Source organism: Pseudomonas sp. Irchel s3b2 (assembly GCF_900187445.1).
Classification (GTDB): Bacteria; Pseudomonadota; Gammaproteobacteria; order Pseudomonadales; family Pseudomonadaceae; genus Aquipseudomonas.
Genome location: NZ_FYEB01000002.1, coordinates 514,356 through 528,060 on the forward strand (window position 1 = coordinate 514,356; position 13,705 = coordinate 528,060).

The window sequence follows — 13,705 nt, forward strand, 5'->3', positions numbered from 1 at the left end:
TCCCCATGGAAATCTCAGGAAACACCGCTTTCTATGCCGGTCTGAGCACTATTCAGACAGGGCAGAACCGTGTCGATCAGGCTTCGGGTCAGATCGCCAACAACACCATCGAGCGTTCGGTCACCAGTCAATCCTCCGAGGTTCAGGTCGATCGCCTGCGTTCGGTAGACCGCAGCCAGCAATCGGATCTGGCCAGCAATATGGTCGAGATGGCTCAGGGCAAGTTCCAGGTGGAACTGGGCGCCAAAGTCGCCAAGGCATCCGATGAAATGCTCGGTACACTGATTGATACGTTCGCCTGATCCCTCGCTGAATTCGTTACTCCAACGCCGCGCCTGTTCGCGGCGTTTTTCTGCGTAAGTCCTTCTGCCTCAACTAATCTCTTCTACATGGCGTGTTGCTCAGTCAACAGCGTTGCGCAACTGCGTGGCCGAGGTTTTCATGGTGCGATGACGAACGGCAAAAGATCGGCGCTTGACAAGATTTGGGCGTAAACGTATGTTTCAAACAACTGTTTGACCGCCACAACAAATCAACGCGGTCGTTCATTCCCGGTTACATCAGCAGAGGTTTATCGCTATGCCTGACTACAAGGCCCCCTTGCGTGATATTCGCTTCGTTCGTGACGAACTGCTCGGCTACGAAGCGCACTATCAGAGCCTTCCGGCTTGTGCAGACGCAACTCCAGACATGGTTGACGCCATTCTCGAAGAAGGCGCCAAGTTTTGTGAGCAGGTGCTGGCTCCGCTGAACCGCGTGGGTGACACCGAAGGCTGCACCTGGAGCGAGTCCGGCGTTAAAACCCCGACCGGTTTCAAAGAAGCCTACAAACAATTCGTCGAAGGTGGCTGGCCAAGCCTGGCGCACGACGTAGAGCACGGCGGCCAAGGCCTGCCAGAGTCTCTGGGTCTGGCCGTCAGCGAAATGGTTGGCGAAGCCAACTGGTCGTGGGGCATGTACCCAGGCCTGTCCCATGGCGCGATGAACACCATTTCCGAACACGGTACGCTAGAGCAACAAGAGGCTTACCTGACCAAACTGGTCTCCGGCGAATGGACCGGCACCATGTGCCTGACCGAACCGCACTGCGGCACCGATCTGGGCATGCTGCGCACCAAGGCCGAGCCTCAGGCCGACGGTTCCTACAAAGTTTCCGGCACCAAGATCTTCATCTCGGCCGGCGAACACGACATGGCCGACAACATCGTCCACATCGTTCTGGCACGTCTGCCGGATGCACCGGCCGGCACCAAAGGCATTTCCCTGTTCATCGTTCCGAAGTTCATGCCGAACGCAGACGGTTCGATCGGCGCTCGCAACGCTGTGACCTGCGGTTCCCTGGAACACAAGATGGGCATCCACGGTAACGCCACCTGCGTGATGAACTTCGACGCGGCCACCGGTTACCTGATCGGGCCGGCGAACAAAGGCCTGAACTGCATGTTCACCTTCATGAACACCGCCCGTCTGGGTACGGCTCTGCAAGGTCTGGCACACGCCGAGATCGGCTTCCAGGGCGGCCTGAAATACGCCCGTGATCGTCTGCAAATGCGCTCCCTGACTGGCCCGAAAGCACCGGACAAAGCCGCTGACCCGATCATCGTTCACCCTGACGTACGTCGCATGCTGTTGACCATGAAGGCCTTCGCCGAAGGCAACCGTGCGATGGTTTACTTCACTGCCAAGCAAGTCGACATCGTCAAATACGGCGTCGATGAAGAAGAGAAGAAGAAAGCCGACGCGTTGCTGGCCTTCATGACGCCGATTGCCAAAGCCTTCATGACTGAAGTCGGTTTCGAATCCGCTAACCACGGCGTACAAATCTACGGCGGCCACGGTTTCATCGCCGAGTGGGGCATGGAGCAGAACGTGCGCGACAGCCGCATTTCGATGCTGTACGAAGGCACCACCGGTATCCAGGCACTCGACCTGCTGGGCCGTAAAGTGCTGATGACTCAAGGCGAAGCGCTCAAAGGCTTCACCAAGATCGTCCACAAGTTCTGCCAGACCAACGAAGGCAACGACGTAGTCAAAGAGTTTGTCGAGCCATTGGCTGCGTTGAACAAAGAGTGGGGCGAGCTGACCATGAAGGTCGGTATGGCAGCCATGAAAGACCGCGAAGAAGTCGGCGCGGCGTCGGTGGACTACCTGATGTACTCCGGTTATGCCTGCCTCGCCTACTTCTGGGCTGACATGGCGCGTCTGGCTGCCGAGAAACTGGCTGCCGGTACCACCGAAGAAGCGTTCTACACCGCCAAGCTGCAGACTGCGCGCTTCTACTTCCAGCGCATCCTGCCGCGTACCCGCACTTACGTTGTCACCATGCTGTCGGGCGCCAACAACCTGATGGACATGAAAGAAGAAGACTTCGCACTGGGTTACTAAGCCCTACGCAGTCCTTCATAAAGCCGCTGCTTCCTCGGGAGCAGCGGTTTTTTTGTGTCTAATAAAAACCGCGTTATCTGTAAATAATCCTGACTAAAACGCTAAGAAGAACGCCATTGCTGCCGTTAAAGAGGATGGCGATGTGACACACGTCACATTGTATGTGCTTAATTGCTCCAAGGTGAAGGCACAATGCCATCCCTGTTTGCCGGGTCGGAGCTTTACCCTTGCTGCGTTCTTCCGCTGTACGTTTCAGTCATTTTTTGCCATCGCTGCTGTTGTTGCTTGCGGGGCTTGCGGCTGCCTACGTCAAGGATCTCAACGTTTTCTTCACTTCGCTGTTCAACGTACTGCCTACTCTGGTGCTATTGCTCGGCGGGGCGTATTGCGCGGTTTACCGACGTCAGCGTGAACTGTTTCTGATGGTCACGGTGTACATCGCCTACTTCATGCTGGACACCCAGACCGACTATTACCGCGACAACGGTACGGTTCGTGAAGACGCCGCAGTGGTTTTCCATCTGTGCTGTCTGCTGTTGCCGTTGCTGTTTGGCTTGTTCGCCGCCTGGCAAGAGCGTACTCACCTGTTCCAGGACATGGTGGCGCGCTTCGCCGTGTTGCTGGCGTTCGGCAGCGTGGCGCTGGGGTTGGAACAAAGTTACCCACAGGCGCTGTTGATGTGGCTGTCGGAGATTCGCTGGCCAGCCCTGCATGGCGCCTGGATGAGCTTGATTCAGTTGTCCTACCCGGTATTCATCGCCTCGTTCCTGTTACTGGCCTGGCAATACTGGCGCAACCCAAGACCCTTGCACGCTGCGCAACTGGTGGGGGTGCTGGGATTGTTCTGGATGTTGCCGAAAACCTTCATCCTGCCGTTCACCCTGAACATCATGTGCAGCCAGGTGATGTTGATGATTGCCGCCGCGGTTGCCCATGAGGCCTATCAGATGGCTTTTCGCGATGAGCTCACCGGTCTGCCGGGCCGTCGCGCCCTGAATGAACGCATGCAACGGCTGGGGCGCAATTACGTACTGGCTATGGGCGACGTCGATCACTTCAAGAAATTCAACGACACCCATGGCCATGATGTCGGCGATCAAGTGCTGCGACTGGTCGCCAGCAAGCTGTCAAAAATCAGCGGTGGCGGTAGGGCCTATCGCTACGGCGGTGAAGAATTTGCTCTGGTGTTCGCAGGCAAAACCCTCGAAGAGTGTATGCCGCACCTGGAAGTCATCCGCGAATCCATCGCCACCTACAACATCCAGCTGCGCAATCAGAACGACCGCCCCCAAGATGACCAGCAGGGACGCCAGCGCCGCACGGGTTCAGGCGCTTCGAGTGTATCGGTCACGGTCAGCATCGGCGTCGCCGAGCGATTGGAACAGCGCACGCCTGAAGAGGTGCTCAAATCCGCTGACCAGGCGCTCTACAGCGCCAAAGGCGCGGGGCGAAACTGTGTGATGGCTTTCGGTCAGAACCGCCGTGGAGCGGTGCGCATGGGCGCCGCTGCGGGTTGAGTGATGATGGCGCATTCAGCGTCTGGACTGTGATTGTGAGGCGTGGTTGGCGGCAGTAGGTTTGAGCAATCTGCTGCCGGAGAAATGACCATGCCCGAGTACAAAGCTCCCCTGCGCGACATGCGCTTTCTGATCGACCACGTCTTCGATTTTCACAGCAACTACGCCGCGCTGGGGGCCACCGATGCCAGCCCGGACATGATCAATGCGATCCTTGATGAAGGCGCGAAATTCTGTGAGAACGTTCTCGCACCGCTGAACCGTAGCGGCGACGAAGAAGGCTGCCATTTCGACAACGGCGTGGTCACAACGCCGACAGGGTTCAAGCAGGCTTTCGCACAATACGTTGAAGGCGGCTGGCATGGCCTGGCGGCGGATCCGGCTTATGGTGGCCAGGGGTTGCCAAGCTCTCTGGGGCTGGTCATCAGTGAGATGGTCGGCTCCAGCAACACCTCCTGGGGCATGTACCCCGGCCTGACTCACGGTGCGATGTCAGCCATCCATGCTCATGGCACTGAAGAACAGAAACAGACCTATCTGAGCAAGCTCACCGCTGGCCAATGGACTGGAACCATGTGCCTGACCGAAGCCCATTGCGGCACCGATCTGGGCATTATCAAGACTCGCGCCGTGCCTGAGGCTGACGGTAGCTATACGATTTCCGGCAGCAAGATCTTTATCTCCGCCGGCGAGCACGACATGAGTGACAACATCATTCACCTGGTGCTGGCCAAACTGCCGGACGCTCCTGCCGGTACCAAGGGTATTTCGCTGTTTATCGTTCCTAAATTCCTACCCAATGCCGAGGGCGAGGCGGGCGAGCGCAATGGTGTTTCCTGCGGTTCGATCGAACACAAAATGGGCATCAAGGCCTCGGCCACCTGTGTGCTGAATTTCGACGATGCCCAAGGTTTCTTGATCGGTGAGCCGAACAAGGGCCTGAACTGCATGTTCACCATGATGAACCACGCGCGGCTCGGCACCGGTATGCAAGGTTTGTGTCTGGGTGAGGCGAGCTTCCAGGGTGCGATCAAATACGCCAACGACCGCCTGCAAATGCGTTCGCTGACCGGCCCGAAAGCGCCGGAAAAAGTCGCCGACCCGATCATCGTTCATCCCGATGTGCGCAGGATGTTGCTGACCATGAAGGCCTTCAACGAAGGCAACCGGGCGCTGACTTATTTCACCGCGCAGTTGCTCGATGCCGCTCATCTGAGCCCGGATGAAACGGCGCGTCAGGATGCTGAAGACCTGTTGGCGTTCCTGACGCCAATCTGCAAAGCCTTCATGACCGACACTGGGCTGGAGGTGACTAACCTCGGTATGCAGGTGTTTGGCGGTCACGGTTTCATTCGTGAGTGGGGCATGGAACAGCTGGTTCGCGACTGCCGGATCGCGCCAATCTATGAAGGAACCAACGGCATTCAGGCGCTCGACTTACTTGGGCGCAAAGTCCTTGGCAGTCAGGGAAAACTGCTGCGCGGCTTCACCAAAATCGTCCACAAGTTCTGTGCGGCAAACGCTGAACATCCGCAACTCGCCAGCTATGTGGCGCAGCTCAATGGTCTGAATCAGCAGTGGGGCGAGTTGACCACCAAGGTCGGCATGGCCGCGATGAAAAATCCGGATGAAGTCGGCGCCGCCTCGGTGGATTACCTGATGTATAGCGGCTACATCATCCTCGGCTACCTGTGGTTGCGCATGGTGTTGGTGGCTCAGACGCAGTTGGAGGCGGGCAGCGGCGATGCCAATTACTGCCGGGGAAAACTGGCGACCAGCGAGTTTTACTTCAAGCGTTTGCTGCCGCGTACCGCCGCACATCGGGCGGCCATCGAGGCTGGCAGCGATTGTCTGATGAAGCTGCCGGCGGAGTTGTTTGCGCTCTGACGGTTAGGCTTGAAAAGCTTCGCGGGCAAGCCACGCTCCTACGGTTCTATGTCGTTCACGTGAAATGCGTGCGACACGACCTGTAGGCGCGAGGCTTGCCCGCGAATGCGTTCTTCAGCTGATAATGCCTGTGACTAAAAATAACAAAACAGTCATGAGTTGACCCTATGTGTCGTAAAAGTTGTTGAGGTACACTCGGACACAACGAAATCACTATTCCTACGAACCACCTGTTTAGATCTTGCGAGGTTTGCCATGGCTGACTACAAAGCGCCCCTGCGCGATATGCGCTTCGTCCTCAATGAAGTTTTCGAGGTCGCCAAACTCTGGGCCGAACTGCCTGCGCTGGCCGAGACCGTCGATGCGGAAACGGTTGAAGCCATTCTCGAAGAAGCCGGCAAGGTCACCAGCAAAAGCATTGCGCCGCTGAGCCGTGCAGCTGACGAAGAAGGTTGCCACTGGGCCGACGGTGCCGTCACCACCCCGGCCGGTTTCCCACAGGCTTATCAGACCTACGCTGAAGGCGGTTGGGTCGGTGTCGGTGGCGATCCGACCTACGGCGGCATGGGCATGCCCAAGGCGGTTTCGGCGCAGGTTGAAGAAATGGTCAACTCCGCGAGCCTGTCGTTCGGTCTGTACCCGATGCTGACCGCCGGCGCCTGTCTGTCGATCAACGCCCACGCCAGCGAAGAGCTGAAAGCCGCGTATCTGCCGAACATGTACGCCGGTGTATGGGCCGGTTCCATGTGCCTGACCGAGCCGCACGCCGGTACTGACCTGGGGATTATCCGTACCAAGGCCGAGCCTCAGGCCGATGGTTCCTACAAAGTCAGCGGCACCAAAATCTTCATCACCGGCGGTGAACACGACCTGACCGAGAACATCATCCACCTGGTACTGGCCAAACTGCCGGACGCACCGGCGGGGCCGAAAGGCATTTCGCTGTTCCTGGTGCCGAAGTTCATGGTCAATGCCGATGGAAGCTTGGGTGCGCGCAACCCGGCGAATTGCGGTTCGATCGAACACAAGATGGGCATCCAGGCGTCCGCGACCTGCGTGATGAACTTCGACGAAGCCGTGGGTTACCTGGTCGGCGAGCCGAACAAAGGCCTGGCGGCGATGTTCACCATGATGAACTACGAGCGTCTGGGCGTTGGCATCCAAGGCCTGGCCACTGGCGAGCGCTCGTACCAGAACGCTATCGAATACGCTCGCGACCGCCTGCAAAGCCGCTCGCCGACTGGCGCGCAGAACAAGGACAAGGTGGCTGACCCGATCATCGTCCACCCGGACGTGCGTCGCATGCTGCTGACCATGAAAGCCTCGAACGAAGGCGGCCGTGCCTTCTCCACTTACGTGGCGATGCAACTGGACACTGCCAAGTTCAGCGAAGACGCCACCACCCGCAAGCGCGCAGAAGACCTGGTTGCATTGCTGACGCCGGTGGCCAAGGCTTTCCTGACCGACCTGGGTCTGGAAACCACGGTTCACGGCCAGCAGGTTTTTGGCGGTCACGGCTACATCCGTGAGTGGGGCCAGGAGCAACTGGTTCGTGACGTACGGATCACTCAGATCTACGAAGGCACCAACGGTATTCAGGCGCTGGACCTTGTAGGACGCAAGATCGTCGGCAGCGGCGGGGCGTTCTACAACCTGTTCGCTGATGAGATTCGTCATTTCATCGCGACGGCCAGTGCTGATCTGGCGGAATTCACCAAGCCGCTGAATGATGCAGTGGACACCCTCGACGAACTGACCGCGTGGTTGCTGGACCGGGCAAAGAACGACCCGAACGAAATTGGCGCGGCGTCGGTCGAGTACCTGCAAGCCTTCGGTTACATGGCCTACGCCTACATGTGGGCACTGATGGCCAAGGCAGCCTTCGGTAAAGAAGCGCAGGACGATTTCTACGCGAGCAAACTCGGTACGGCGCGGTTCTATTTCGCACGTCTACTGCCGCGTATTCACTCGTTGAGCGCGTCGGTAAAGGCGGGTGGCGAATCGCTGTTCCTGCTGGACGCAGAACAATTCTGACCCATTAACGTTATGTAAGCATTCTCTTACATAACGTGCTGCTGTTTTCCCATAGGCGAAGATTGGATCCACAGCTAATCTACTTCACATGGACGTCGCGCAGGAAGCGCAAAGCAACAACACGGACACGTAGGATTCTGCCAGGAAGGCGGAGTGAAATGGATGTCAGGGAAACAGTCTGCAAAGCCCCGCTTCGGCGGGGTTTTCTTTTGTCTGCGAAAAAGTACTCAGCTCATTGAGGCTGAAGGCATGTAGCAGGTTTAGCGTGTAGGGTATGAGCTGAATTCGCACTGAACCCTGACGAACGGTACATGTCGATTAGCTATATGGCTCACACGAGCCAACTTCAATCAGGAGCTACCCCATGGACTTTATTCGAATCATCATCGCCATTCTATTGCCGCCACTGGGTGTGTTTCTGCAAGTCGGTTTCGCTGGGGCGTTCTGGCTGAATATTCTGCTGACGTTGTGCGGTTACATTCCGGGGATCGTGCACGCGGTGTATATCATCGCCAAGCGTTGAGATTCCCGGCGTCCGGTAAATAGCCTTCGCGGGCAAGCCTCGCTCCTACAGGGATAACACCATACCCGTAGGAGCGAGGCTTGCCCGCGAACGGCGCGACGCGGTTTCAGCCTGCGAGCGCCATCACCCGCCGATAAAACAACCACTCCTGCTCCAGCGCATGGGCCTGATTGCCGGCCTTGCGAAAGCCATGGCGTTCATCCGCGTAGTAATGCGCTTCGACCAGAATACCGTTGTCCTGCAATGCCTTGACCATGTCGCGGGTCTGTAGCGGCACCACCACGGCGTCCAGTTCACCCTGAAAGAAAATCACCGGAACGCTGATGTTGTTCGCGTGCAGCAATGGCGTGCGTGCGGCATAGCGTTCAGCGTCCTGCACCGGGTCGCCGATCAACCAGTCCAGATAATCGCCTTCGAGCTTGTGGGTGGCGCGGCCTAGCGCAACAGGATCGCTGACGCCATAGAGGCTGGCGCCCGCACGAAAGACCTTGTGAAGGGCCAGTGCGCACAACGTGGTGTAGCCACCGGCGCTGCCTCCACGGATAAACGCCTTGTTGCCGTCGATCAGTCCACGTTCGGCGAGGTAGGCGACCACCGCACAAGCATCTTCCACATCCACATCGCCCCAGCTCAAATGCAGCGCCTGGCGATAAGCGCGGCCATAGCCGCTGCTGCCTCGGTAGTTGAGGTCGGCCACGGCGAAGCCGCGTTGTGCCCAATACTGGATCCGCGGGTCGAGCATCGGGTAACAGGCCGAAGTCGGGCCGCCGTGAATGAACACCACCAACGGCGGTTTCGTGTCGCCGGTCATCGCTGGGTAGAAGAAACCGTGGGCCTCACCCGAACCGCTCGGATAGCGCAGGGTTTGTGGGCGGCTGATCTGCTCGGTGGGCAATGGCGCTATTCCGCCGGCCAGAACCTTGACCTGTCGGGTTTCGCGGTCAATGGCAATCACCGCCGACGAACTGACCGGCGAAGCGGCGATGCAGTAGATGAACTGCTCATCCTGTGCGAGGTGGCGGAAGCGGCTGTAGTCGCCCGTGAAATCGTCACGGGAACCATCGCCATGACAAAGCCCCAGTCGACCAAAACCGCCCTCGGTCCAACTCGCCAGATAAGTGTCTTCGCCCAACGGCAACCAGGTGCAACCACCCAGTTGCCAAGGCGCCGGTCCATGGTCGGCAGCGGCACTCGGGAGCGGATTCAGACCGTTGGCCGATTCCATCCATGGCTGCCAGAAACCGTCACGATCCGTCAGACAAAATAAACGACCGCTGTCATCGAATCGAGGTTGTTGCAGTGACTCCTGAGCACTATCGCCGGCCACACAGCGCGGTTGCGAAAAGGTGTGATCGCTCTGGCGTTCGGCAACCATCAGGCGAGTCGCGGTCCAGGGTTGATACGGACGATTCCACTCGATCCAGGCCAGACGTCGACCGTCAGTACTCACGGTCGGAGCCGCGTAGAAGTCGGCACCTTCGGCCAGCAGATGGCGTTGGCCGTCAGCCAGATCGATAGCCACCAGGCGATGTCGATCGCGGTTCTCTTCCACCGCCAGCACTTGCCCGTTGGCGAAGTGCAAATCGCCGTAGCGGCATTCACTTGAAGTCAGCACCTCAGGCGTCTCACCCGTCAGCGATTGCCGGTACAGTTGCTGGTCTGCCTCGTTGACGAAAACAAGCCCGTCATCTGTCAGACAAAACGCACCGCCGCCATATTCGTACACCCGGCTGCGCACGCTAAAGGTGGGCGGCGTCAGGCAACGAGCCTGGCTGTCACGCCACTGCCAGATTCGACAGGCGGCGTCCTCGGGGCGGTACTCGTTCCAGAACAGGCCATGTTGCCCGACCTGCAGCTCGGCGAAGTCGATGCCGGCCGCCACAGCCCTGGCGGCGCTTAAAGGTTCAGCTTTTGGCGATAAGGCGTGAGTTTCGTTCATTGCGAAAGGCCAGTTGTTCAATGGTCTGGGTCGCGTGTTCGGCTTCTTCGCGGGCCTTGAAAATCACGCCGTGATATTCCGACTTGCTGCACACCGGGTCGGCATTGCTCGCGTCACCCGTGAGCATGAACGCCTGACAGCGGCAGCCGCCGAAGTCTTTTTCTTTCTCGTCACAGGAACGGCACGGCTCAGGCATCCAGTCATAACCGCGAAAGCGGTTGAAGCCGAACGAGTCGTACCAGATGTGCTGCATGCTGTGGTCGCGCACGTTGGGAAATTGCACCGGCATCTGTCGGGCGCCATGACAGGGCAGGGCGGTTCCGTCCGGCGTGACTGTCAGAAAAATACTGCCCCAGCCATTCATACAGGCTTTCGGGCGTTCTTCGTAATAGTCCGGCGTGACGAAAATAAGCTTGCACGGATGCCCTTCAGCTTCCAATGTGGCGCGGTATTCATTGGTGATGCGTTCGGCGCGAACCAATTGCTCTTTGGTCGGCAGCAGCCCAACCCGATTGAGCTGCGCCCAGCCGTAAAACTGGCACGTCGCGAGTTCAACGAAGTCCGCCTCAAGGGCGATGCACAGCTCGATGATCCGGTCGATCTTGTCGATATTGTGCCGATGGGTGACGAAGTTCAGCACCATCGGGTAGCCGTGAGCCTTCACCGCGCGAGCCATTTCGAGTTTTTGCGCGAAGGCCTTTTTTGAGCCGGCCAGCAGGTTGTTCACTTGCTCGTCGCTGGCCTGGAAACTGATCTGGATGTGGTCCAGACCGGCCTTCTTGAAATCGCTGATTTTTTGCTCGGTGAGACCGATACCGGAGGTGATCAGGTTGGTGTAGAAACCCAGCTTGCGCGCTTCAAAGATCAGCTCGGCGAGGTCCTGGCGCACCAACGGCTCACCGCCGGAAAACCCCAGCTGCGCCGCGCCCATCTCCCGGGCTTCGCGGAATACCTTGATCCACTGTTCGGTGGACAACTCTTTGCCTTGCTCGGCGAAATCCAGCGGATTGGAGCAGTACGGACATTGCAACGGGCAGCGATAGGTGAGCTCGGCCAGCAACCACAGTGGCAGGCCGATTTCAGGCTTGGGCGGTAACTTGTCTGACACGGAATCAGGCAAGTTCGATCCAGTGCTGAGCACGGGCAACCTCCATGAATTGCTCGATGTCGTCACCGAGCTCAGGCACGTCGGGAAACTGCGCGCCCAGTTCGGCGATGATCGTCGCGACATCGCGCTGACCATCAATCAAACCGCCAATCAGCGCGGCGCTGTCGTTGAGTTTGATCATGCCTTCCGGGTAGAGCAGCACATGGCCTTTTTGCGCCGGTTCGTACTGGAAACGGTAGCCGGTGCGCCATGTCGGGGTTTTGCTGCGATCGAAACTCATAAGGTAATTCCTTTATGCCAGACCCGCTGTTCGGTCACGCTGTGGTACGGCGGGCGGTTCAGTTCGTAGGCCATGCTCATGGCATCGAGCATGCTCCAAAGAATGTCCAGTTTGAACTGGAGAATTTCCAGCATGCGCTCCTGGCCTTCCCGCGTAGTGTAATGCTGCAAAGTGATCGCCAGACCGTGCTCCACATCCCGGCGCGCCTGGCCCAGACGCGTGCGGAAATATTCGTAACCGGCCGGGTCGATCCACGGGTAATGCTGCGGCCAGCTGTCAAGGCGCGATTGGTGGATTTGCGGCGCGAACAGCTCGGTCAGCGAACTGCTGGCGGCTTCCTGCCAACGGGCCCGGCGAGCAAAGTTGACGTAGGCGTCGACGGCGAAACGCACGCCGGGCAGCACCAATTCCTGAGAGCGCAGTTGATCCGGGTCGAGGCCGACCGCTTGCCCGAGACGCAGCCAGGCTTCGATGCCGCCCTCTTCGCCGGGGGCGCCGTCGTGGTCCAGCAGGCGCTGAATCCACTCGCGACGAATCTCGCGGTCCGGGCAGTTGGCCAGGATAGCGGCGTCCTTGAGCGGGATGTTCACCTGATAGTAAAAGCGGTTGGCGACCCAGCCCTGGATCTGCTCGCGCGTCGCCCGGCCTTCATACATCGCCACGTGATACGGGTGATAGATATGGTAGTAGGCGCCCTTGGCGCGCAGGGCCGCTTCGAATTCGGCGGGGGACATTGCGGTGTCAGTCATTGCGATTCTCCGGGGTACAACCGGTGGATTTGCGGCGTCTAATCTGGTGTCTTCGCGGGCAAGCCACGCTCCCACAGGAACACGCGATCACTGTGGGAGCGTGGCTTGCCCGCGATGGGGTCATCCGCTACAACACAATACTCATGCCGTCATACGCCACTTCAACCTCGCGCCGAACCAGCTCCGCACGCTCCGGCGAATCTTCATCGAGAATCGGGTTGGTGTTGTTGATGTGGATAAGCACTTTGCGTTGCTTGGGCAGTTGTTCCAGCACTTCCAGCATACCGCCGGGGCCGTACTGCGCCAGGTGGCCCATTTCCCGGCCGGTACGCGTGCCGACGCCACGACGCTGCATTTCGTCGTCGTCCCACATCGTGCCATCCACCAACAGGCAATCGCTGCTGGCCATGATCTTCATCAGCGATACGTCGACCTTGCCCAGGCCCGGTGCGTAGAACAGTTTGCCGCCGGTGTTCAGGTCTTCGACGATCAGACCGATGTTGTCGCCCGGGTGCGGGTCGAAGCGATGCGGCGAGTACGGTGGGGCGGCACTACGCAAGGGCAGCGGGGTGAAGCGCAGGTTCGGGCAGGCCGGGACGGTGAAGCTCTGGTCGAGTTCGATACGGTTCCAGCTCAGCCCGCCATTCCAGTGAGTCAGCATGGTGAACAGCGGGAAACCGGTGCTCAGGTCTTCGTGGACCATGTCGGTGCACCAGACCTGATGTGGGCAACCTTCGCGCAGGCTGAGCAGGCCGGTGGTGTGGTCGATCTGGCTGTCCATCAGGATGATTGCGCTGATGCCGGTGTCACGCAGCGCGCGACCTGGCTGCATTGGTGCGAAGTTCTGGAGCTGGGCGCGGATGTCCGGCGAAGCATTGCACAGCACCCAGTTCACGCCGTCATCGGAAATCGCGATGGACGACTGGGTACGCGCCTCGGCCCGCAGGCTGCCGTCACGAAAACCTGCGCAGTTTGCGCAGTTGCAGTTCCACTGGGGGAAACCGCCGCCGGCGGCGGAACCTAGAATCTGGACAAACATGGCCGCTCCATCATTGAAAGCTGAAAATAAAAACGCCCCGGCGAGCCGAGGCGTAGCACTGCATTCTCTACCAGACGGCAGAGCTTAGCGGCTTGCGAAGTACATGGTGACTTCGAAGCCGATACGCAGGTCGGTGTAAGCAGGTTTGGACCAGGACATAGAAGCGCTCCTTCAGGTGGATGGGACAGTTGAGACCTATACATATAGTCCACCTCCAGCTGGAGATGTTCAGATAGTTAGGCGG

General features: G+C 58.7%; 12 protein-coding genes. 6 read left to right on the plus strand and 6 right to left on the minus strand.

Translation table 11 applies throughout. The features are described from left to right. Positions 1-5 precede the first annotated feature (5 nt). The 6 genes from CKW20_RS09200 to CKW20_RS09225 all read left to right on the plus strand — a co-directional run bounded on the left by CKW20_RS09200 (position 6) and on the right by CKW20_RS09225 (position 8,346). Positions 6-302 (plus strand): pyrroloquinoline quinone biosynthesis protein PqqE, encoded by a 297-nt coding sequence (locus CKW20_RS09200; protein ID WP_095052646.1) that lies wholly within the window; start codon positions 6-8, stop codon positions 300-302. A gap of 277 nt (positions 303-579) precedes the next feature. Continuing rightward, a complete protein-coding gene (locus CKW20_RS09205) occupies positions 580-2,385 on the plus strand; it encodes a phenylacyl-CoA dehydrogenase (RefSeq protein ID WP_095052647.1) in 1,806 nt (601 codons plus the stop codon). Between the two features lie 227 nt (positions 2,386-2,612). Then, complete coding sequence (locus CKW20_RS09210; RefSeq protein WP_095052648.1) at positions 2,613-3,902, plus strand: GGDEF domain-containing protein; 1,290 nt, start codon at positions 2,613-2,615, stop codon at positions 3,900-3,902. 90 nt (positions 3,903-3,992) lie between these two features. Next, positions 3,993-5,789, plus strand: a complete 1,797-nt coding sequence (locus CKW20_RS09215; RefSeq protein WP_095052649.1) for an acyl-CoA dehydrogenase C-terminal domain-containing protein — start codon at positions 3,993-3,995, stop codon at positions 5,787-5,789. A gap of 255 nt (positions 5,790-6,044) precedes the next feature. After that, positions 6,045-7,823, plus strand: a complete 1,779-nt coding sequence (locus tag CKW20_RS09220) for an acyl-CoA dehydrogenase C-terminal domain-containing protein (protein ID WP_095052650.1) — start codon at positions 6,045-6,047, stop codon at positions 7,821-7,823. Between the two features lie 364 nt (positions 7,824-8,187). Continuing rightward, positions 8,188-8,346 (plus strand): YqaE/Pmp3 family membrane protein, encoded by a 159-nt coding sequence (locus tag CKW20_RS09225; protein WP_007904205.1) that lies wholly within the window; start codon positions 8,188-8,190, stop codon positions 8,344-8,346. Between the two features lie 106 nt (positions 8,347-8,452). Here CKW20_RS09225 and CKW20_RS09230 read toward each other — a convergent pair whose 3' ends face one another. The 6 genes from CKW20_RS09230 to pqqA form a co-directional block, all read right to left on the minus strand. Further along, a complete protein-coding gene (locus CKW20_RS09230) occupies positions 8,453-10,285 on the minus strand; it encodes a S9 family peptidase (protein WP_095052651.1) in 1,833 nt (610 codons plus the stop codon). Continuing rightward, positions 10,251-11,393, minus strand: a complete 1,143-nt coding sequence (pqqE, locus tag CKW20_RS09235; protein WP_176466878.1) for a pyrroloquinoline quinone biosynthesis protein PqqE — start codon at positions 11,391-11,393, stop codon at positions 10,251-10,253. The genes CKW20_RS09230 and pqqE overlap by 35 nt, the downstream gene beginning before the upstream one ends. 4 nt (positions 11,394-11,397) lie before the next feature. Continuing rightward, positions 11,398-11,673 carry a pyrroloquinoline quinone biosynthesis peptide chaperone PqqD gene (gene pqqD / locus CKW20_RS09240; protein WP_095052653.1) on the minus strand — a complete coding sequence of 92 codons (276 nt, stop codon included), beginning with the start codon at positions 11,671-11,673 and terminating at the stop codon, positions 11,398-11,400. Beyond that, the gene (gene pqqC, locus CKW20_RS09245; RefSeq protein ID WP_063342344.1) at positions 11,670-12,422 is read right to left on the minus strand and encodes a pyrroloquinoline-quinone synthase PqqC; all 753 of its coding nucleotides are present in this window, start codon (positions 12,420-12,422) and stop codon (positions 11,670-11,672) included. Before pqqC ends, pqqD begins: the two co-directional genes overlap by 4 nt. A gap of 127 nt (positions 12,423-12,549) precedes the next feature. After that, positions 12,550-13,461: a pyrroloquinoline quinone biosynthesis protein PqqB gene (gene pqqB / locus CKW20_RS09250; protein ID WP_095052654.1), complete on the minus strand. Its 912-nt coding sequence runs from the start codon at positions 13,459-13,461 to the stop codon at positions 12,550-12,552. Between the two features lie 84 nt (positions 13,462-13,545). After that, a complete protein-coding gene (pqqA, locus tag CKW20_RS09255; protein ID WP_009045898.1) occupies positions 13,546-13,620 on the minus strand; it encodes a pyrroloquinoline quinone precursor peptide PqqA in 75 nt (24 codons plus the stop codon). Positions 13,621-13,705: the final 85 nt, after the last annotated feature.

Coding starts and splice junctions, on each gene's coding strand:
- CKW20_RS09225 (WP_007904205.1), top strand. CDS start 8,188: ATGGACTTTATTCGAATCATCATCGCCATTCTATTGCCGCCACTGGGT.
- CKW20_RS09205 (WP_095052647.1), top strand. CDS start 580: ATGCCTGACTACAAGGCCCCCTTGCGTGATATTCGCTTCGTTCGTGAC.
- CKW20_RS09230 (WP_095052651.1), bottom strand. CDS start 10,285: ATGAACGAAACTCACGCCTTATCGCCAAAAGCTGAACCTTTAAGCGCC.
- pqqD (WP_095052653.1), bottom strand. CDS start 11,673: ATGAGTTTCGATCGCAGCAAAACCCCGACATGGCGCACCGGCTACCGT.
- CKW20_RS09200 (WP_095052646.1), top strand. CDS start 6: ATGGAAATCTCAGGAAACACCGCTTTCTATGCCGGTCTGAGCACTATT.
- pqqC (WP_063342344.1), bottom strand. CDS start 12,422: ATGACTGACACCGCAATGTCCCCCGCCGAATTCGAAGCGGCCCTGCGC.
- CKW20_RS09220 (WP_095052650.1), top strand. CDS start 6,045: ATGGCTGACTACAAAGCGCCCCTGCGCGATATGCGCTTCGTCCTCAAT.
- pqqB (WP_095052654.1), bottom strand. CDS start 13,461: ATGTTTGTCCAGATTCTAGGTTCCGCCGCCGGCGGCGGTTTCCCCCAG.
- CKW20_RS09215 (WP_095052649.1), top strand. CDS start 3,993: ATGCCCGAGTACAAAGCTCCCCTGCGCGACATGCGCTTTCTGATCGAC.